The sequence below is a fragment of the Nocardia albiluteola genome (genome assembly GCF_018860155.1).
Classification (GTDB): Bacteria; Actinomycetota; Actinomycetes; order Mycobacteriales; family Mycobacteriaceae; genus Nocardia; species Nocardia albiluteola.
In genome coordinates this window covers 13,333-33,006 of the sequence record NZ_JAHKNI010000001.1, presented here as the reverse complement: position 1 = coordinate 33,006, position 19,674 = coordinate 13,333, and the positions used below count along the sequence as shown (strand labels likewise).

The window sequence follows — 19,674 nt, the reverse complement described above, 5'->3', positions numbered from 1 at the left end:
AAACCCATATCAGCCCCCATGCCGAGTATGCGGGGTCGATGAGGCGCGGCTTCGACCGCGAATGATTGAGGCACGCAATGTCATTGGCTGAAAAGCACTCCCAAACCTCGCCCTACGACGGCCACCCATTCTCCTGGCGTTTCACCTCGCCGCTGTTCCTGGGCTCGGCTCTGAACCCCGTCAACAGCTCACTTATCGCGACGGCGCTGCTGCCGATCGCCGGTGACCTGGGCATCCAGATCGGCCGCACCGCGGCCCTGGTGGCCGCCCTGTATCTGGCCAGCACGATCGCCCTGCCCACCGCGGGCAAGGCCGCCGAGGTGTTCGGGCCCCGGCGAATCTTCATGTCCGGCATCGTCATGGTCGCCCTCGGCGGGGTCCTCGGCGGCTTCGCACAGAGCCTGTGGATGCTGATCCTGAGCCGGGTCGTCATCGGATTGGGCACCTCGTGCGCCTACCCGACCGCAATGCTGCTCATCCAACGCCGTGCGCGCGATGCCGGCCTGGCCAAGCCGCCGGGCGGCGTCCTGGGTGGACTCATGATCGCCGGGATCGCCACCGCCTCGCTCGGCCTTCCCCTCGGCGGCGTCCTCGTGAGCGCCCTGACCTGGAGAGCCGTCTTCTTCGTCAACGTGCCTGTCGCGGTCATCGCGTTCATCGCCGCGGTCGCGTGGATCGAACCCGACCCGAAGCGCGCCGAACCGATGAACGTGCGCCAGATCGTGTCGAAGCTCGACGTACCCGGCATCCTCGGCTTCGCCGGAGCCGTGCTGACGCTGCTGATCTTCCTGTTCGGCCTGCCGAGCGCGCACTGGTGGGTCCTGGCGCTGTCCCTGGCCCTGTGGGCGGTGCTGGTGCCATGGGAGCTGCGGGCGCGGACCCCCTTCCTCGACGTGCGGCTCCTGGCCGCCAACCCCGGACTCGCCAACACCTATCTGCGCTTCGGCCTGACCCAGTTGTGCGTCTACGTCGTCCTGTACGGCATCACCCAGTGGATCGAGGGCGTGCGAGGCTTCAGCGAGTCCGCCGCCGGGCTGCTGCTACTGCCGATGACCCTGATCTCGGGTCTCATCATCACGCCGCTGTCCCGGCGCGGACTCGTCCGGGGACCGGTCACGGCGGCCGCCGCCGCCTGCCTGCTCGGATCGGTCGGCGTGCTGCTGCTCGGCTCCACAGTCTGGATCGGCGTCGTGGTCATCGTGACCCTCGTATTCGGTCTCGCCATCGGCTTTTCCACCGCCGGCAACCAGACCTCGCTCACCCAGCACGCACCCGCCGATCAGCTGGGCACCGCGTCCGGGCTGCTGCGCACCTTCGGATACGTCGGCTCGATCGGCGCCAGCGCGGTCACGGGCCTGGTCTTCCATCACAACGTCACCGATCACGGCGTCCACCAGACCGGCTGGATCATGACGGCCGCCAGCGTCCTGCTGGTGGCACTCACACTGGCCGACCGCACTCTGCGGCCCGCGTGACAGCAATCGCTCGACCCCCATTGATGAAGGAGATACCCATGCCCATCACCACGATCGACCCCAACACGGCCCTCATCGTCGTCGATCTCCAGTCCGGCGTCGCCCACATCCCGACGGTCCACCCGTTCGACGCCGTCCTGGCCAACGCGGCCAGGCTCGCCGACGCATTCCGTGCTGAACAGCTCCCCGTCGTACTGGTCAATGTGGCGGGCGGCGCCCCGGGCCGCACCGAACAGGGCGTCCGGGCCGGGGACCTGCCCGCCGACTGGACGGACCTGCTCCCGGAACTTGACCAGCAGCCCGGCGACAAGACGGTCACCAAGTACACCTGGGGCGCGTTCCACAACACCGACCTGGCCGAACACCTTCGGGAACTCGGGGTAACCCAGGTCGTGGTCTGCGGAATCTCGACGGCCATCGGCGTCGAGTCCACCGCCCGTCAGGCCCACGAGCACGGCTTCCACGTGGCGCTGCCGATCGACGCCATGACCGACCTCGACGCCGCGACGCACGACAACTCGATCGCGCGGATCTTCCCCAAGCTCGGGGAGACCGGGACCACCGACGAGGTCCTCGCCCACCTCGGCAAGTGATCTCCCGACCGTGTCACCAGTCCCTGATGACGCCCAGCGCCTCCTATTTCGAGGTGCACGTACATCTATCGAGGAGGAATTGTCATGAGGAAGATGACCTCTGCGGTCTGCATCGCCGCGCTGGCCGCGACCGCCGCCACCGTCATCGCCGCGGGCTCGGCGAACGCGGCGGCTCCCGTCACGCCGCCCGCCGCGGACCAGAACACCGTGAATGCATGGCTCGCCCCGGGTGTGCGGTACACCGGCAACACCGACGATCGCTCCGCGGTGCTGTCGACTCCGATCGGGACGCTCACCACCCAGGGCAATGCGTTGCAGGTCAAGGACGTAACGGGCCGAACGGTCTTCGGGCAGCGGGATTTCGCTACGCCCCCGAAGGCATCGACACTCCCTCCGGCCGCGACCGGTATTGCTGCGCCGCAGGCGGATTCGCCTACATCCGCGCAGCCGATGCCCAATCCCCCTGCCGCACCGGCCCGTCCGGTCGACCAGCAGGGTGACTTCGATAACGCCCTCGGCCGAGTCGCCATGCAGTTCGGGCTGGCCACGGGCGTGGGAGCCATGGTCGGCGGCGTGGGCGGCGCGGTAATCGGCTGCCCGATCGGCGCTGTCACCGGCGGCGCGTTGTCGGCGGTCGTCCTTCCGGTCACACCGCTGGCCGCGGTCGGCGGCTGCATTCTCGGAGCGGGCGCCGTGGGTGGCGTGGGCGCGGTCCTGGGCGGGGCGCTGGTCGGCGCGCCGGTCGGCATAGCCAGTGCGGTGCAGATGTACAACACTCTGCACGCGCGGGGTGAAATGTAAAGCGCTGGAGGGCCTTCGCCCGACCTGAGCGCCAGGCCGGGCGGAGCGGAGAACCGGGCGCCGCCAGATCTCTCAGCCTATGGTCGTCCGGCGGCGCTCCCCTTCTGGGGCTATCGGCGGGGCCAACGCACGGCGCAGACCCTCGTGCCCCGTGGCACGGCGACCGTCGGCACCGGCCCCAAGAATGCTCGTTCGGTCACGAGGCCCATCGAGCGAAAGTAATTCGCGGGCAGGCGGCTTCGATCTCGGCAACCGCCATGGGCGGTGCCGTCGGTGCGACAAGATATCAGCCGCGCGCCATGTCGACGAAGCGACTCAGATGCAGCTGGTGCGCCACGGTAATCGTCGCGGTGGGCCCATTTCGGTGCTTACCGAGAATGAGGTCCGCCTCGCCGCCGCGTGGATCATCCCGCTCGAACGCATCGGGCCGGTGCAGCAGGATCACCATATCCGCATCCTGCTCCAGCGATCCAGATTCACGCAGGTCAGAGACCATGGGGCGCTTATCGGTTCGCTGTTCCGGGCCACGGTTCAGCTGAGAGATCGCGACTACCGGAACCTCTAATTCCTTGGCCAGAAGTTTGAGGCTTCGGGAGAATTCCGAGACCTCCTGCTGACGGGATTCGACCTTCTTGCCGGACGTCATCAGCTGGAGGTAGTCGACCACGACCAGCCGCAGATCGTGACGCTGCTTGAGCCGGCGCGCCTTGGCCCGGATCTCCATCATCGTCAGGTTCGGCGAATCGTCCACGAACAGCGGCGCCTCGCTGATCTCGCTCATCCGCCGCGCCAGCTTCGTCCAGTCGTCGTCGCTCATCCGCCCCGAGCGCATGTCGCCGAGCTTGATCTTCGCCTCCGCCGACAGCAGACGCATCACAATCTCGGTCTTGCTCATTTCCAGCGAGAAAATGACGCTGGCCAGCCCGTGCTTCACCGAGCAACTGCGCATGAAATCGAGTCCGAGGGTCGATTTGCCGACACCGGGACGCGCCGCGACGATGATCATCTGGCCGGGGTGCAGGCCGTTGGTGACCTCGTCGAGTTCGGTGAAGCCGGTGGGTACGCCGAGCGAGATGCCGCCGCGGCTGGCGATGGAGTCGATCTCGTCCATCGTGGGTTGCAGGAGTTCTTCCAGGGGCAGGAAGTCCTCGGAGGAGCGGCGCTCGGTGACCTCGTAGATCTCGGCCTGGGCGCGGTCGACGACCTCCGCGACGTCCTGGCCGTCGGCCCCGGCGTAGCCGAACTGCACGATGCGGGTGCCGGCCTCCACCAGGCGGCGCAGGATCGCCTTCTCCGCAACGATTTCCGCGTAGTAGGAGGCATTGGCCGCGGTGGGGACGGTCTGGGTCAGGGTGACCAGATAGGGCGGGCCGCCGATGCGCTTGAGCTCGCCCCGGCGATCCAGAGTGGCGGAGACGGTCACCGGGTCGGCGGGCTCGCCGCGGCCGTACAGATCCAGGATGGCGTCGTAGACGGCCTGATGGGCCGGGCGGTAGAAGTCGCCCGGGCGGATGACCTCCACGACGTCGGCGATGGCGTCCTTGCTCAGCAGCATGCCGCCCAGGACGGACTGCTCGGCGGCCATGTCGTGCGGGGGCTGGCGGCCGAAATCCTCGCCTGGCGTGTCGTCGTACTCCGAGTGTCCGCGATCATCGACGACTGCCACGAGACTCGACCGTCCTCTCTCATCACGCCCGGCTTGCACTCTATCGGTGACCCGTTTGTACGCCTGGGCACCGACACATTTTCACCTCACCGCGGCGGCGGGCACCAGTGCCGCGAGGGCGATGTGCGACGCCGCGGGGCGGACCATAGCAAACCGATGGTGCATGGTGCGGGGCCCGCGAAATCGCGCCGATCCGGGCGCCGGGTCACGACATCGGGATGAACCTATGGGACGGGGCTGGGGAGCACCAAACCGTGCTGTGCACACAGTTGTGGATAAACTGGGGATAGTTCACCTGCCGTTGTGCAACCCCTGTGCATTACATGGGGAAAACGTGCAGGAGCTTACGTCGATAGCAAGGTAGGACGGCGGTTCTGCCGTTACCCACATGTGGATTAATCAAGCCTCGGCGTGTCTTCCGAGATGAACAGCCGGGCGTGTTGGGTTAACAGTGCTCGCACCGACTATGGCGACGGTCACAGTGCGACCGGTCGGTCCGTGAAGTTATCCCCATTCGATCCCGAATCATCCGAGGTCGAGACGATGCGATTGCCGCGCCGGAGTCTATGTCCGCGACCCGAGCGAGGCAAATCATTAGCTAATTACCGTGGTGACAGCCCAGAGCGCATTCGAAGGCCACCCCCGTACCCAGGCACGAGGGTGGCCTTCGAACGTCATACGCTATGCGCGCGAGTTCACTCTGCGGCGTCGACCAGCAGGGTGAACTTGGCGGCGACATCGGGGTGCAGATGCACCACGACACCGTGCTTGCCGGTGCTCTTGATGTGCGCCTTCGGCAGTTCGATGCTGCGCTTGTCCAGCACCGGGCCGCCGGCGGCCTTGATGGCGCCCGCGATGTCGGCGGTGGTGACCGAGCCGAACAGCTTGCCGGTGCCCGCGGTCTTCACCGCGAGCGAGACCGACTCCAGGCCCTCGATGGCCTGCTTCAGCTCGTTGGCGTGATCGAGGTCGCGCACCTTGCGGGCGTCCTGCGCCCGGCGGATGCCCGCGACCTGCTTCTCCGCGCCACGGGTGGCAACGATCGCCAGGCCGCGCGGGAGCAGATAGTTACGGCCGTAGCCGTCCTTGACCTCCACGGTGTCGCCGGGGGCACCGAGGTTGTCGACATCAGCAGTCAGAATCAGCTTCATTGTGTGCCTCCCGTTCTCAGCGAGCCAAAGACACGTACGGCAGCAGCGCCACTTCGCGCGAGTTCTTCACCGCAATGGCGATGTCGCGCTGGTGCTGCACGCAGTTGCCGGTCACGCGGCGGGCGCGGATCTTGCCGCGGTCGCTCACGTACTTACGCAGCAGCGTCGTGTCTTTGTAGTCGATGGCGGCAACGTTCTTGCCGTCCTTGGCAGCGGCTTTGCTCTCCTTGCAGAAAGCGCAAGCCTTCTTCTTCAGCACCTTTTCGCGCGCCGGTGCTTTGGCCATGGTCTTCTTCTCCGTCATGCCTGGGAGCCACGCAACGTGGCCCCGTTATGTAAGCCGTTCTAGAACGGCGGTTCGTCGTCCATCGGGCCGCCTCCGAAGGAGCCGGCCGCGGGAGCGCTGCCCCAGGGGTCGTCGCCGCCGGCGCTTTGGCCGCCGCGGCTACCGCCACCACTGTTGGAGCCGCCGAAGCCCCCACCACCACCGGAGCCGCCGAAGCCTCCGCCGCCGCCACCACCGCGGGTGGTCTTGTTGACCTTCGCGGTGGCATAGCGCAGCGAAGGGCCGACCTCGTCGACCTCGAGCTCGACGACCGTGCGCTTCTCGCCCTCGCGGGTTTCGAAGGAGCGCTGCTTGAGTCGTCCGCTCACGATCACACGGGAACCACGGGTCAGGCTCTCCGCGACATTCTCCGCAGCCTCACGCCAGATGTTGCAGCGCAGAAAAAGCGCCTCGCCGTCTTTCCATTCATTGGTATTACGGTCGAACACGCGGGGCGTCGATGCCACGGTGAAGTTGGCTACCGCCGCGCCCGCGGGCGTGAATCGAAGCTCGGGGTCTGCCGTCAAGTTTCCGATGACGGTGATGACCGTGTCGCCTGCCATGGTTCCTCCTGCTCTCCGGTGCAGATTGCGCACACTCGCCCTGTTGCGCTAGAGCCTAGAGACAGGCACCGACGCAAACGAGTGTTGCGGGGACAGGGAGCTACTTCTTGTCGCTGCGCAGCACCTTGGTGCGCAGAACCGACTCATTGAGCCCCAGCTGGCGGTCGAGCTCGCTCACGGTGGCAGGCTCGGCGGTCAGGTTGACCACCGCGTAGATGCCCTCGCTCTGCTTGGCGATTTCATAGGCCAGACGACGCCGGCCCCAGATGTCGACCTTGTCGACCTTGCCGCCCTCGGTCTTGACGACGTTCAGCATGGTGTCCAGATTCGGACCGACGACACGCTCATCCAGGCTCGGATCGAGAATGACCATCACTTCGTAATGACGCACGGGAACCCATCACCTCCTGTGGACTGGGTACGGCCACGGACGGTCCGTGGCAGGAGGGTCGTTGCGTCAGCAACCCGACAAGGCTACATGACCAGCGATTCGGTCGTGAAATCGATGGTGCGCTCGGGGCGCCGCGAACGCGCACGGATGACGATGCGGGCGCGGGCGGTCCCGGGCACCTAGGGTGGGGCCCATGTCGAAGGGTCCGGGAACGCGGGTGCGCCTGCCCGGGCCGGGCAGGGCGGCCGCCGCGACGGCGGTGCTGGTGTGCGGTGCGACCCTGGTGCTCGCCTATCTCAACAAGGCGCGCTGTGCGGGCGCGCCCTACCGGCCGAGCGGCCGCAGCATCGTCTTCGACAGGATCAAGGATTCGCAGGTCTGCTATTCCGACATCCAGTTCCTGTGGCTGGGCCGGGGTGTCAACCTGCACCTGTTTCCCTACCTGACCGGCGGCATCACCCCGACCGGGAAGCTGGTCGGCTCCGTGGTGGAGTATCCGGTGCTCACCGGGATGCTGATGTGGCTCGGCGGGGTGGGTGCGCACACCGACGCCGCGTTCCTGCTGCATTCGGCGCTGCTGCTGGCCCCGTTCGGGCTGGCCGTGGCGTGGATGCTGGGCCGGCTCTCGGGTCGGGCGGCGCTGCTGTGGGCGGGCGGGCCGCCGCTGGTGCTGTACGCCTTCCACAACTGGGAGTTGCCCGTCGTGTGCACCGCGGTGACGGCGGTGTATGTGGTCACCGTGCCGACCCGGTACTCGGTGCGGGCCCGTGGCGTGGTCGCCGCCGTGCTGCTCGGCATCGGCTGCTGCCTGAAGCTGTACCCGGGAATCTTCGTGCTGCCGTTGCTGATTCATGTGCTGGTGGGCGGCAGCGACGGGCTCGATGCCCTGGCGCACGCCCGCCGCGGCGCCTCGTCGCGGCGTTATGACGTACCGGGTGCGCTGGCGGTGGCCGGCGCCGCGATCGTCACGGTGGTGGCGATCAATCTGCCGTTCGCCGTGGCCGGGTACCGGGGATGGCAGGCCTCGTTCTCCTTCCAGGAGTCGCGTCAGGCCGACATCACCACGAATTCCGTCTGGTACTGGGGATTTCGGGCCGTGTTCGGCGCGGGCCATGGCGCGCAGGAGTCCTACACCGAGTCGGTGGCGATGTTGTCCCCGGTGCTGGTGCTGGCCGCGGGTGCGGTCGCGATCTGGCTGGGCTGGCGGCGCTACCAGGCCAGCGGGCTGTTCGGGTGGGTCGGTGTGAGCGGCGCGATGCTGTGCGGATTTCTGCTTTTCCACAAGGTGCACTCCCCGCAGTACACGTTGTGGCTGTTGCCCTTCCTGGTGCTGCTCGAGGTGCCGTGGGCGGCCGTCGTCGCGTATCTGGTGGCCGATGCCGCGGTCGGGATAGGCATCTTCCGGTACTTTCACGCCCTCGCCACCGACTCGGGGGTCGAATTTGCCCGGCATCTGGTGCAATTCGGCGTCTGGGGACGCGCGGTGCTGCTGGTGTACCTCTTCTACGCCTTCGTGTACGCGCCCCCGCGCGGCTCCCGCGCGCTGCCCCCGCTGCCCGCCCCCAGCCGGGCCGACGACGAACTCGTGTCGATCACCTCGTGAGGATGCGCGCTGTGTTGTTGATTCGCTTCGCTTATGTGGGCAGGTGGACGCGCAGCAGCTCCTCGATGATCTCGGTCGCCATCCGCCCGATCTCCGGATCCAGGTGCGGGGCGGTCTGGACGGTGACGATGACGGTCGGCGGGCGCGGCAGCCCCTCGATCTCGCGCAGCCGATCGGGTAGGCGGCCCAGGGCGGGCAGCAGCGTCACTCCCAGCCCGGCCCGCACCGCGGCGTGGATGCCGGCCAGATCCGGCGCCTCGCTGGTGACGGTGTGCTCGCGGCGCGCGGAGGCGAGGGTGCGCAACGCGCCGGTGCGCAGACCGCAGTGATGGTCGAACAGCACCAGCGGTACCGGGCCTGGCGGGAGCTCCCAGGACTGCGCCGCGACCCACCGCGTCGCCAGCGCGTGCGGCTCGTCCGGACGGCGGCCCAGGCGCTCGAGCACCAGCGCGATATCCATGCGGCTCTCGGCGATCGAGGCCCGCAGCCGGGCGCTGCGGCCGAGCCGGACCTGAATTCGCCTGCCCGGAAACCGTTCTCGCAACCGCGCCACCAACTCGGTGAGCAGCAGGTCGGCGGCGTGGTCCATGGCGCCGACGATCAATTCCCCGCCCTGCTCGCCGAAGTCGGCCACCGCGTCGTCGTGTGCCTCGAGAATGAGGCGAGCGTGGGCGAGCAGCCGCTCCCCCGCCGGGGTGAACCGGGTGCCCCGGCCCTCGCGGACCACCAGCTCGGTCCGCAACGTGTCCTCGAGCCGCTGCACGTGGCGGCTGACCGCGGCCTGGGTGAGATGCAGGGCGTGGGCGGCTCGGTGGAATCCGCCGCACGTCGCGACGGCGACCAGGCTGCGCAGCGCGACGATGTCCAGCGTTGTCGGCATGCCGCCAGAATACCGATGACGAAATCGAATCAATTCCGAATCATTATCATTGTTGGACCCGGCGCGCGGTCGCGCAGGACAGTGGAGTCATGTCGATGTCCCCGCGTGTCCGTCCGGGTCCGGTACTCGGAATCTGCTGTCTGAGCCTGCTGATGGTCGGTGTCGACAACACCATCGTCACGATCGCGCTCCCGGCCATCCGCTCCGATCTGCACGCGTCGTTCGCCGCGTCGCAGTGGGCGGTGGACGCCTATCAGCTCGTACTCGGCGCCCTCCTGCTCACCGCGGGTGCGACCGCGGACCGGTGGGGGCGGCGGCGGACGCTGCAGGTGGGGCTGGGCGTATTCACCGTTGCCTCGCTGCTGTGCGGGTACGCGCCATCGATGGGGTGGCTGATCGTCTTCCGGATCCTGCAGGCGGCGGGCGGATCGATGATGAATCCCGTTGCGATGGCGATCGTTTCACAGGTCTATCCCGATCCGGGCAAGCGCGCCAAGGCCTTCGGCGTGTGGAGCGGTGTGTACGGATTGAGCATGGCCATCGGGCCGATTCTCGGTGGAATCCTGGTGGGGTCGCTGGGATGGCGATCGGTGTTCTGGATCAACCTGCCCGTCGGCATCGCCGCGATCGCGTTGTGCGCCATGCTGGTGCCGGAATCCAAGGCGCCGCGGCCCCGCCGGATGGACCCCGTCGGGCAGGGCCTGGTGATGCTCGTGTTGTCGCTGGGGACCTACGCGATTATCGAGGGCCGGGCGATCGGCTGGGCCGCGGCGTCCGCGCTCGGGCTGGTCGGGGTCGTCGCGCTCGTCGTGCTGATCCGTTGGGAGCTGCGGCATTCCGAGCCACTGGTCGATCCGCGGCTGTTCGCCCGCCGGAGTTTTTCCGGCGCGATGCTGATGGCACTGATCGGAATGGCCGCCGCCGGAGGCTATCTGTGGGTGATGACGTTCTATCTGCAGGACGCGCGCGGCCGCTCGGCCGCCGCGGCGGGGGTGTTCCTGCTGCCGGTAGCGGTCATGGTGTTGCTGGCGGCGCCGCTGTCGGGCCGCCTGACCGCTCGGTTCGGTCCTCGAATTCCCCTGACGGTCAGCGGTTTCGGCATCGCGACGGGCGCCGCGCTGCTGGTCGATCTCGCGGGCGGGACTCCCGGATGGCGGCTGATCGCGTCCTTCGTGCTCTTCGGCCTCGGCTTCGGCATGCTGAACGCGCCGATCACGGCGACGGCGGTGGCCGGCATGCCGGCCGAGCGGGCAGGGGTCGCCTCCGCGATCGCCTCGACCGGACGCCAGATCGGGCAGGCGCTGGGCGTTGCGATAGTCGGCGCGCTCGTCGTCCCGGGCATCGGCGCGAACGTACCCGCCACGCTGCCCGGCGCCAGCCGTCCGGGATGGGCGGCGATCGCCGTGGGCGGGCTGCTGGTCGTGGCTCTGGCCTCGGCCGCCACCGAGCGCTACCGGGGTACGGGCAGCCGGGGCCGCAGCGCCGTGGGCAACCAGGGCAGCAGCGGGTCCGGTGCGCTGTCCAGCACGCCGCCGACCGGATCATCGACGCCGTTGCCGCGTACCAGATCTTCCTGCGGCCGGTAGATCTGCCGAACGATCAAGGCGCACAACCCGATGACCGTGAGATCGCGCAGCAGCACGGCGCCGGTGAACCACTGCTCCGGCACCCCCTTGTGGTCCACGCCCAGGTAGTAGTACATGCGGGGGAACCACACCAGCGCGTCGATCGTCATCCACGCCAGCAGGATTCGCCGATGGGGCAGCGCGAGCACCGCGATCGGGACGAGCCACAGCGAATACTGCGGGCTCCACACCTTGTTGGTGAGCAGGAACGCCGCGACCACCAGGAACGCCAGCTGGGCCACCCGTGGGCGGCGAGGGGCGGTCAGTGCGATGTAAGCGATTGCGGCACAGGCGGCGATGAACAGGATCAACGAGATCGCGTTCAGGGCCGTGGGGGTCTGCTCCGGCTGCAGCGGGCCGTCGAAGCCCGTCCAGCCGGTGAACGAGGTGATCACGTTGTAGATCGAGTCCGGGTCGGCCTGGCGCTGGGTGTTGAGCCGGAAGAACTCCCACCAGCCGGGCGTGAACGGTATCGCGATCGGAAGATTCACCATCAGCCAGCTCGCCGCCGCCGCGACGACGGTCACCAGCGCCGCGCGCAGCGGGCTGACCCGGGCGCCCGCCAGATACTCGCGCACGGCCCCGGTGACGCCGATTCCCGGGCGCCGCAGCAGCGTTCGCAGCCCGGGCAGTCGTTGCCGGTCCGCGGTGCGCAGGCACAGCACCACGATCGGGCCCAGCAGCAGCAGCGGATACAGCTTTGCCGCCCCGCCCAATCCGAGTAGTACGCCCGCCAGCACCGGCCGCCGACGCACCCAGGCGAGCAGTCCGGTGGCGGCGAATGCGGTTGCCAGGGCATCGAAATTGGTGAAGATGTGGACCAGGACCAGCGGCGAGAGCGCGACCAGCGCGGCATCCCACACCCGTCGTCCGGCTAATTGCGTCGAGGCCCAGACCGTCACCAGCCAGGCCATCGCCAGGCCTACGACGCAGATGTTGAAGTACACCACCACCGGCAGCGCTCCGGGCAGCGGCAGCGAATCCCACGCCGTGCCGAGCTCCATCGCGACGTACTGGTAGAGACCCGACAGCACCGGATATTCCATGTACCGGGTGTGCGGGCGGCCGTCGGCGCCCACCTCGGTCCACTGCTTCTTGTACGGGAACGCGCCCTCGTCCAGGCGCTCGGCGCCGTACAGCGGGACGGTGTCCGAATAGCACATCGCGACGTACTGACGGCCGTTGTTCCAGTCGAGCGTCAATCGGCCATCGGCGTTGGGGGTCTGCTGGATGCAGGCCGCCTTGCCCGCCCAGCCCAGCGCCAGGAACACCACCGCGAACGCGAGCATGACCCGCAACGGCGTCCAGAAGCGGGCCCGCCCGATCAGCGCGTGGTCGCCGACCGGGCCGCCGATGGCCGTCGACAGCTGTGCGGTGAGCGAATCGGTGCGGCTGGGCCGGTCACGCCAGCGGGCGGACCGGGGCACGGGCGCCGCCGGGGACGGATTTCCCGATGGGAACTCCGGAGATTCGCCCCCGGTGGTCGACGCCTGCGCTGGATGCTGCTCGAACACACCGACTGACGCTACCTGTTGTGGTTGGACGCGCTCGGATCAGGATCGTTGGTCACGCCCGGCTCCGCGGTGGTCGGCCAGACTCCGTCCGGTGCGACCGGTTGGCCGGACATCGGGCCCGCATCCGAGGGCTGCTGCTGGGGTTGCTGCTGTTGCGTATTCGGATTGGGCTGCAGGCCCGGCACCGGGATGCGCACGCCGGGAAGGATTTCCACCTGCGTCGGCGCAATCACCACGGGCGGCTGATACTGCTCGGTGGTCGAGGGCGGGGTGTACGGCGCCGAGTACGCCGGCACACCGGCCTGCCCGCCGACCGGGTCCGGCTTCGGGAAGGACTCCTTCGGCGTGCCCTCGAGCGCGCCGTCCATGGTGTCCTTCCAGATGTCCGAGGGCAGACCGGAGCCGTACATGATGGCGCCGTTGGGCTTCTTCAGGGCGACACCCTGATCGGTACCCGCCCAGACAGCGGTCGACAGTGATGGGGTCAGGCCGATCATCCAGGCGTCGCGGTCCTGGCCGGTATCCCCGAGCTGGGTGGTACCGGTCTTGGACGCGGAGACCCGGCCGCCGGCCAGGTCGTGTTTGAACGACCAGTTGGCGATGGGCGCCATCGCGGCGACCACATTGTCGGCCACGGCCTTGGAGACGACCTGTTGACCGGCGTCTTGGGCGGTGTGGTCGAGCAGCACCTGACCGTCGGCGGCGACGACCTTCGTGACGAAATGCGGCTTGCGGTATAGGCCCTCGGCGCCGAGCGTGCCGTAGGCCGAGGCCATGTCGAGCGCGCGCACCCGGTACTGGCCCAGGATGATGCCGTCGTTGGGTCCGCTGCCGTCGTCCTCGGTCAGTGTTTTGCCCACTCCCGGAATGCTGTCCGGGATGCCGAGCTTGTGCGCCATATCGGCGATCATCTGCGGCCCGTTGGGACCCATGTCCAGCTCCATGCGGTAGAAGCTGGTGTTCAGCGACCGCTTGAGCGCCTCTGCGATAGTGCACACACCGCAGGTCTCACCCTCGGCGTTGGTGATCTTGATGCCGTGCACATCGAGCGGCGCACTGCTGTACATGGTCGACAGCGGCTTGCCGAGCTGCAGGTTCTCCGCCAGGCCGAATACCTTGGCGGTCGAACCGGTCATCAGGCCCGTATTGGCGTAGTCCAAGCCCACACCGTTGTCGCCACCGTAGTAGGCCTTCACTCCGCCGGTCTTCGGGTCGACCGACACCACGGCGATGCGGACCTCGGGCCGCTGACCCTGCATGTTCTTGTGCACCGAGTCGACCGCGGCCTGCTGCGCCTTCGCGTCGATGGTGGTGGTGATCTGCAGACCCTGGGTGTTGATCTGCGTATCGGAGATCCCCGCCGCGGCAAGCTCGGTCATGACCTGGCGCTTGATCAGGCCGTTGGGGCCGGAGTTGGGATCGTTCTTGTCGGCGGTCGCGGCCGAGGACTGCACCTTGGGGTACTGCATCTTCGCCCGCTGCGTCTGCGGCAGGTTGCCCATCGACACCATGCCGTCCAGGACGTAGTTCCAGCGCTGGACCGCGCCCTTGTAGTTGTTCTCCGGGTCCAGGCCGTAGGGCTCGTTGATGGTGGCGGCCAGCATCGCGCCCTCTTCGACGGTCAGGTCCTGGACCTTCTTGCCGAAGTAGGCCTGCGAGGCGGCGTTGATGCCGAAGGTGCCGCGCCCGAACGGAATTGTGTTCAGGTAGGCGGTGAGGATGTCGTCCTTGCTCCACTGCCGGGCCATCTTCGCGGAGATCACCAGCTCGCGCATCTTACGGGTCAGCGAGTGCTGATTACCGACCAGCGCGTTCTTGACGTACTGCTGGGTGATCGTCGAACCACCACCGGCGGTGGACTTTCCCATCAGGTTGTCGCGCACCGCGCGGGCGAAGCCGGAGATCGAGAAGCCCGGGTTGGTGTAGAACGACCGGTCTTCCGCGGCGATGACGGCGTTGCGCACGTGCGGCGGGATCTGGTCGATCGACACGTCGGTGCGGTTGCCCTGGGGCGGAACGATCTTCGCGATCTGGGTGGTGCCGTCGGCGGCCAGGACCGTCGCAACCTGGGCGGTTTTGAGATCGCCGGGCTGGGGTACCTTCACCTGGGAGTACGCGATCAGGAAGACCGCGCTGGGGATCACCACAGCCAGGGCCACCAGTACGTACATGACCCGTCGCACGATCCTCCAGGGGGATTTCTTCTTGCGGCCCTTGGGCTTACGGCCACCGGGACCGTTCGAGCCGCCCCCGCCGCCGCGGCGGGGCGGCGGGCCGGAGGGCGGGTTTCCGTCCGCGGCGCGGTTGGCGCCGGTGATCGGCCCGGTCCGCGGGCGGCCCCCGCTGCCCGCGGGGCGCGGCCGAGTTCCCGAGCCGGACCGCTGATTTCGGTTCGCCATCGCCTCGCCCAGGCTGCCGGCCGGAATCTTCTTGGTGGCCCCGGACGACGGATTGGCGATCTTCTGGGTGGCCTGCGCCCCCGTGTCGGGGCGCGAACCGCCCGGCCGGCGCGGCGGTTGCCCGCCGGGGCCGCGCGGGGGCTGCCCGCCCGGGCCGCGCGGCGACTCCGGCGCGCGGAAGTCGCCCTGGCCCGGACCGTTGCGGCGCGGGCCGCCGGGCGCCTGTCCGCCCGGACGGGCCGGGGGCATCGGACGTCCACCCTGCGGTGATCCACCCGGGCGCGGCGGCGGATAGCCACCGGACCCGGGTAGCGAGCCGCGGCCGGTGCGGCCGTCGGTCGGTCCATCATCGTAGGGCGAAGTCACAGTTCGAATCTCCATTACTCGAAACGGTCCGGGTAGCGGTCGCGCCGGGCTCGGTGGCCCCGGCCGCGATCGCCGCGGGCACGCCTGTGCTCCGCATACAAGTCAGTGTCATGCGCCTTCGGCGGCGGGCAATCCCATCACTCGGCGACTGTCCGGCGGGTGCCCGTGCGCCGACGCGTGGGCGCCGGTGGGTGGCCGAGCACGTAGGACTGGACAAGATGGTTCCAGCTGCAGCTCCGGCACACCTCTACCACGTGCACCGAGAACTCCTCGCGGGTCTCCGCCAGCCGGATCAGCTCCTCCGGTGCGCGGGCCGAGCCTGCGATCGGCCCCAGCCCGTCGCCGTAGACCCACGATACGAGAGTGAGCTGCTCCTTACGGCAGATGGGGCAGGTGACCTCACTGCCGCGCCCATGGAATTTCGCTGCCCGCAGCAGATAGGGATTCGCATCGCAGACCTCGGAGACGTCCACGCGGCCCGCATAGACATCGGCCAGCAGCGACCGGCGCCGAAGCGCATAGTCCACTACCTGCCGCTGAATTCGCACGGCATCCAGAGTAGCGGGGCGGACCGACGGCGTCTCGGGGCTGTGCACCCGTCTTGGGCCTGTCACATCCGATGTACCGGCCACACCTGTCGAAAACTATATCGGCGCGATATAGTTTGTCATCGCATCCATCGGTTAGGTCTGCAGATAACACTCAGGAGGTGAGGCCCGTGCTCGAACTGGCGATTCTCGGGCTGCTCCTGGAGGCCCCCATGCACGGTTACGAGCTGCGCAAGCGGCTCACCGGCCTGCTCGGGCCGTTCCGGGCCTTCTCCTACGGTTCGCTCTACCCCACCCTGCGTCGCATGCAGGCCGACGGGCTGATCGCCGAGGAGTCCCTGGCCGGCGCGGTCACCCGGCGCGCGCGGCGGGTCTACCAGTTGACCGAGCCCGGCCGGGTGCGGTTCAGCGAGCTGCTCGCGGACACCGGGCCGCAGAACTACACCGACGATGGCTTCGGCGTTCACCTGGCCTTCTTCAGTCGCACCCCCGCCGAGGCGCGGATGCGAATCCTGGAGGGCCGGCGCCGGCAGGTCGAGGAGCGGCGTGAGGGGCTGCGGGAGGCGATCAAGCGGGCCAGCGGGACCCTGGATCGCTACACGCGCCAGCTCCACCAGCTCGGCCTGGAATCAAGCGAGCGCGAAGTGCGCTGGCTCAACGAGTTGATTGCCGCGGAGCAGTCAATGAAGGCGGCACCACAGAAAGAGGGAAATACCGGCCATGAGTGATGTCAACACGGCTGCACAGGCCACCACCGGCGGCGAGATCCGCGTGGCCATCGTTGGTGTGGGTAACTGCGCCTCCTCGCTGGTCCAGGGCGTGCAGTACTACAAGGACGCGGATCCGTCCGCGACGGTGCCGGGCCTCATGCACGTCAAGTTCGGTCCGTACCACGTCCGCGATGTGAAGTTCGTCGCCGCGTTCGATGTCGATGCCAAGAAGGTCGGATTCGATCTCTCGGACGCGATCTTCGCCAGCGAGAACAACACCATCAAGATCTCCGACGTGCCGCCGACCGGCATTACCGTGCAGCGCGGCCCGACCCTGGACGGCATCGGCAAGTACTACGCCGAGACCATCGAGCTGTCCGAGGCGGACGCGGTCGACGTGGTGCAGACGCTGAAGGACGCGAAGGTCGACGTCCTGGTCTCCTACCTTCCGGTCGGTTCGGAAGAGGCCGACAAGTTCTACGCGCAGTGTGCCATCGACGCCAATGTCGCATTTGTGAACGCACTGCCGGTCTTCATCGCCTCGGATCCGATCTGGGCGCAGAAGTTCGTGGACGCGGGCGTGCCGATCGTCGGCGACGACATCAAGAGCCAGGTCGGCGCCACCATCACGCACCGGGTGATGGCCAAGCTGTTCGAGGACCGCGGCGTGCAGCTGGACCGCACCATGCAGCTCAACGTCGGCGGCAACATGGACTTCAAGAACATGCTCGAGCGTGAGCGCCTCGAGTCCAAGAAGATCTCCAAGACCCAGGCCGTCACCAGCAACCTGAAGAAGGAACTGGGCGCCAACGACGTGCACATCGGCCCGTCCGACCACGTCGGCTGGCTCGACGACCGCAAGTGGGCGTACGTGCGCCTCGAGGGCCGCGCCTTCGGTGACGTGCCGCTGAACCTGGAGTACAAGCTCGAGGTGTGGGATTCGCCGAACTCGGCCGGCATCATCATCGACGCCGTCCGCGCCGCCAAGATCGCCAAGGATCGCGGCATCGGTGGCCCCGTCATCCCGGCCTCGGCGTACCTGATGAAGTCCCCGCCCAAGCAACTGGCCGACGATGTCGCCCGTACGCAGCTGGAGGCGTTCATCATCGGCGCCGAGTAGGCGCGCGGCAGCACGCAGCACGCAGCACAGCCGGTCGGAGTCGCTCCGACCGGCTGCGGTGTTTCCAAAGGAGTTGTACGGCAAGGGAATTCGTGGGCCGATCGGTCGTTCGGGCGGATGCCGCGGCCGTCGGCGTTGTGTCGGCACGGACACACAACGAGTGTCGCCGGGGTGGCAGAGGATTTCGGGCCCGGACGGCACCATTGTTCTCACGTTGCCCGACAGACCGAAACAACTTGGAGCACACCATGATCACCAGCATTCGTCGCGTTGCCACCGCCGTTGCCGCGGTCGCCGCCCTCGCCGCAGGCGGCGTCGGCATCGCCTCGGCCGGAATCGCCCTGGCCCCCGCGGCCTCGGCCGCCGAGATCACCGCCCCCGCCCACACCGACTGGTCCCCGTTCTGCCTCTTCGACGGGAACTTCAACTGGCACTACTACAACTGGTGCGACAGCAACTACTGGCACGGCGGCCACGACCGCGACTGGCGGGACTTCCACGACCGCCACCGCGACTACGACTTCGGCTGGCGCCGCTGATATCCACCCCGATGGTGGCCGCGCGAGTGCCCCGGCAGCCTGCCCTGCCGGGGCACCGTCGTGCGCTCAGTCGAGCGAGACGTAGACCTCGACGGACGTGGGCCCGGTGTAGCGCTCGATCTCGGCGCTGTGTGAGCGGGTGATGGTGCCCGCCGCCTCGGCCTTGGCGACCTTCGCCCACGCGGTGCGCAACAGGTCGTACGGCTTGTCGGACACCACGAACTTGGCGTAGCGCCCGGCCGGAATGCGAGTCATCACATCGCCGGTGTCCAGCTCACCCAGCGCCGCCAGCTCGTAGCCGAGCACCGCGACCGCGTGGTCGTTCTGGCCGATATAGGCGGCCACGCGCCCGGCGTCCTTCTCCCGGGACAGGTACCGATCCCAGGTGAAGTTCACCAGATCCAGATCGCGGGCGGTAACCTCGCGCCCGGCCAGCGGCACGGTGAGCCCGCCGACCAGACTCCCTTCCAGGGTGACTATCTCGAAGTCCGTGCTCACGACTCCACCTCGCTGGCGCTCGGCTCCGTCGTGCGCACTGCGCGCTGGCTCAACGGTTCACTCCGCTTCGCTCCGTTCACGATTCCACCTCGTCCAGTGCCACGAAAACCTCGACCGTGTTCCGATCCGGATAGTGCTCGAAATCGCCGGTGTACGAGCGCACCAGTGCGCCCGCGGCCTCGAGATCCCACACCGCCCGCCAGACCGACACGATCGTGTCGCCCAGATTTTCACCGCTCCGCACGAAGCGCGCGAACCGGCCGCCGGGTATGCGGGCCAGCACATCACCGGGCAACAGATCGTCCAGGCTCTCGCAGCGATATCCGACGATATGCGTCAGGTAGGAGCCGATCTCCGGTGCGTGGTCGATGAATGCGCTCGCGGGTGGCCCGGGCAGCTTGCGCTCGAGGTTGTGCCGCCAGGCCTCCTCGACCTTCAGCCGCCGCGGGCCCTCGACCGCCAGCGCCGGGCTGCGCAGCACCGTGCCCGCGACCAGCGTCTCGTGGCGCTCGACGATATTGAAATCCACCGGTGTCGCCCCTATGTCTCGTGCTGTGTGACATGCCGTGCCGTAAACCGAACCGGCCCGGAACTCCACTCTGCCCCCAGCGGTGCCCGGGCCGGGGTGCTCGCCCCCCTGTACCGCCGGCGCAACCGGCCGAGTCGCTGGTCTTCCACTCTGCGCACATCCTCCCACCGACGTCGACAAACCCTGCAGCCACCCTAAGCTCTGTTTTATTGCCTCCGCTTCGCTACGGGTGTTTTTCGGCGCACAGGACCTACCCACCTCGCCGCCTCCGCCGGCTCACCATCTCCGGATGGGCTCGTCGGTGGTTGCGTAACCGGGCCGTCGTCGCGGCGCAGTGGCACCCGAATGACGGGCCGCGTCGAAAGCCTGCGGGTCTAC

The 19,674-nt window shown here is 68.0% G+C and carries 18 protein-coding genes and 1 pseudogene; 8 read left to right on the top strand and 11 right to left on the bottom strand.

All coding sequences use genetic code 11. The annotated features are described in order from the left end of the window. Window positions 1-77 precede the first annotated feature (77 nt). From KO481_RS00170 to KO481_RS00160, 3 genes are all read left to right on the top strand, one after another. Complete coding sequence (locus KO481_RS00170; protein ID WP_215914890.1) at window positions 78-1,475, top strand: MFS transporter; 1,398 nt, start codon at window positions 78-80, stop codon at window positions 1,473-1,475. A 38-nt stretch (window positions 1,476-1,513) separates the two neighbouring features. Then, window positions 1,514-2,068 carry an isochorismatase family protein gene (locus KO481_RS00165; RefSeq protein ID WP_215914889.1) on the top strand — a complete coding sequence of 185 codons (555 nt, stop codon included), beginning with the start codon at window positions 1,514-1,516 and terminating at the stop codon, window positions 2,066-2,068. 84 nt (window positions 2,069-2,152) lie between these two features. Then, a complete protein-coding gene (locus tag KO481_RS00160) occupies window positions 2,153-2,869 on the top strand; it encodes a hypothetical protein (protein WP_215914888.1) in 717 nt (238 codons plus the stop codon). A gap of 286 nt (window positions 2,870-3,155) precedes the next feature. Here KO481_RS00160 and dnaB read toward each other — a convergent pair whose 3' ends face one another. The 5 genes from dnaB to rpsF form a co-directional block, all read right to left on the bottom strand. Continuing rightward, window positions 3,156-4,535 (bottom strand): replicative DNA helicase, encoded by a 1,380-nt coding sequence (gene dnaB, locus KO481_RS00155; RefSeq protein WP_215914887.1) that lies wholly within the window; start codon window positions 4,533-4,535, stop codon window positions 3,156-3,158. Window positions 4,536-5,230: 695 nt separating this feature from the next. Next, window positions 5,231-5,686, bottom strand: coding sequence for a 50S ribosomal protein L9 (gene rplI / locus KO481_RS00150; RefSeq protein WP_215914886.1), 456 nt, complete (start codon window positions 5,684-5,686; stop codon window positions 5,231-5,233). Between the two features lie 16 nt (window positions 5,687-5,702). Next, window positions 5,703-5,972: a 30S ribosomal protein S18 gene (rpsR, locus tag KO481_RS00145; RefSeq protein ID WP_215915825.1), complete on the bottom strand. Its 270-nt coding sequence runs from the start codon at window positions 5,970-5,972 to the stop codon at window positions 5,703-5,705. A 59-nt stretch (window positions 5,973-6,031) separates the two neighbouring features. Then, a complete protein-coding gene (locus tag KO481_RS00140; RefSeq protein ID WP_215914885.1) occupies window positions 6,032-6,574 on the bottom strand; it encodes a single-stranded DNA-binding protein in 543 nt (180 codons plus the stop codon). A gap of 100 nt (window positions 6,575-6,674) precedes the next feature. Beyond that, window positions 6,675-6,965 carry a 30S ribosomal protein S6 gene (rpsF, locus tag KO481_RS00135; RefSeq protein ID WP_215914884.1) on the bottom strand — a complete coding sequence of 97 codons (291 nt, stop codon included), beginning with the start codon at window positions 6,963-6,965 and terminating at the stop codon, window positions 6,675-6,677. Window positions 6,966-7,158: 193 nt separating this feature from the next. Here rpsF and KO481_RS00130 point away from each other — a divergent pair, with 193 nt between their 5' ends. Then, the gene (locus tag KO481_RS00130) at window positions 7,159-8,568 is read left to right on the top strand and encodes a glycosyltransferase family protein (RefSeq protein WP_215914883.1); all 1,410 of its coding nucleotides are present in this window, start codon (window positions 7,159-7,161) and stop codon (window positions 8,566-8,568) included. Between the two features lie 31 nt (window positions 8,569-8,599). Here the strand turns inward: KO481_RS00130 and KO481_RS00125 are convergent, their stop codons facing one another. Then, complete coding sequence (locus tag KO481_RS00125; RefSeq protein WP_215914882.1) at window positions 8,600-9,448, bottom strand: LysR family transcriptional regulator; 849 nt, start codon at window positions 9,446-9,448, stop codon at window positions 8,600-8,602. An 89-nt stretch (window positions 9,449-9,537) separates the two neighbouring features. Here KO481_RS00125 and KO481_RS42625 point away from each other — a divergent pair. Further along, window positions 9,538-10,764: pseudogene (locus tag KO481_RS42625) on the top strand (MFS transporter); the annotation flags it as partial. Window positions 10,765-10,898: 134 nt separating this feature from the next. On the opposite strand, the gene KO481_RS00120 reads toward KO481_RS42625, so the two are convergent. From KO481_RS00120 to KO481_RS00110, 3 genes are all read right to left on the bottom strand, one after another. After that, window positions 10,899-12,500, bottom strand: a complete 1,602-nt coding sequence (locus KO481_RS00120; protein ID WP_308166342.1) for a glycosyltransferase family 87 protein — start codon at window positions 12,498-12,500, stop codon at window positions 10,899-10,901. A gap of 98 nt (window positions 12,501-12,598) precedes the next feature. Further along, window positions 12,599-14,758 carry a transglycosylase domain-containing protein gene (locus tag KO481_RS00115; RefSeq protein ID WP_245400291.1) on the bottom strand — a complete coding sequence of 720 codons (2,160 nt, stop codon included), beginning with the start codon at window positions 14,756-14,758 and terminating at the stop codon, window positions 12,599-12,601. Window positions 14,759-15,489: 731 nt separating this feature from the next. After that, window positions 15,490-15,900 carry a DUF5318 domain-containing protein gene (locus KO481_RS00110; protein WP_215914880.1) on the bottom strand — a complete coding sequence of 137 codons (411 nt, stop codon included), beginning with the start codon at window positions 15,898-15,900 and terminating at the stop codon, window positions 15,490-15,492. Between the two features lie 170 nt (window positions 15,901-16,070). Between KO481_RS00110 and KO481_RS00105 the strand changes: the two genes are divergently transcribed. The 3 genes from KO481_RS00105 (at window position 16,071) to KO481_RS00095 (ending at window position 18,269) form a co-directional block, all read left to right on the top strand. Further along, entirely contained in the window at window positions 16,071-16,628 is a 558-nt protein-coding gene (locus KO481_RS00105) for a PadR family transcriptional regulator (RefSeq protein WP_215914879.1), read from the top strand. After that, window positions 16,621-17,730 (top strand): inositol-3-phosphate synthase, encoded by a 1,110-nt coding sequence (locus tag KO481_RS00100; protein ID WP_215914878.1) that lies wholly within the window; start codon window positions 16,621-16,623, stop codon window positions 17,728-17,730. Before KO481_RS00105 ends, KO481_RS00100 begins: the two co-directional genes overlap by 8 nt. 248 nt (window positions 17,731-17,978) lie before the next feature. Next, entirely contained in the window at window positions 17,979-18,269 is a 291-nt protein-coding gene (locus KO481_RS00095) for a hypothetical protein (protein ID WP_215914877.1), read from the top strand. Between the two features lie 66 nt (window positions 18,270-18,335). Here the strand turns inward: KO481_RS00095 and KO481_RS00090 are convergent, their stop codons facing one another. Next, window positions 18,336-18,767, bottom strand: a complete 432-nt coding sequence (locus KO481_RS00090; protein WP_215914876.1) for a GyrI-like domain-containing protein — start codon at window positions 18,765-18,767, stop codon at window positions 18,336-18,338. A gap of 76 nt (window positions 18,768-18,843) precedes the next feature. Next, window positions 18,844-19,296, bottom strand: coding sequence for a GyrI-like domain-containing protein (locus tag KO481_RS00085; RefSeq protein WP_215914875.1), 453 nt, complete (start codon window positions 19,294-19,296; stop codon window positions 18,844-18,846). Window positions 19,297-19,674 lie beyond the last annotated feature (378 nt).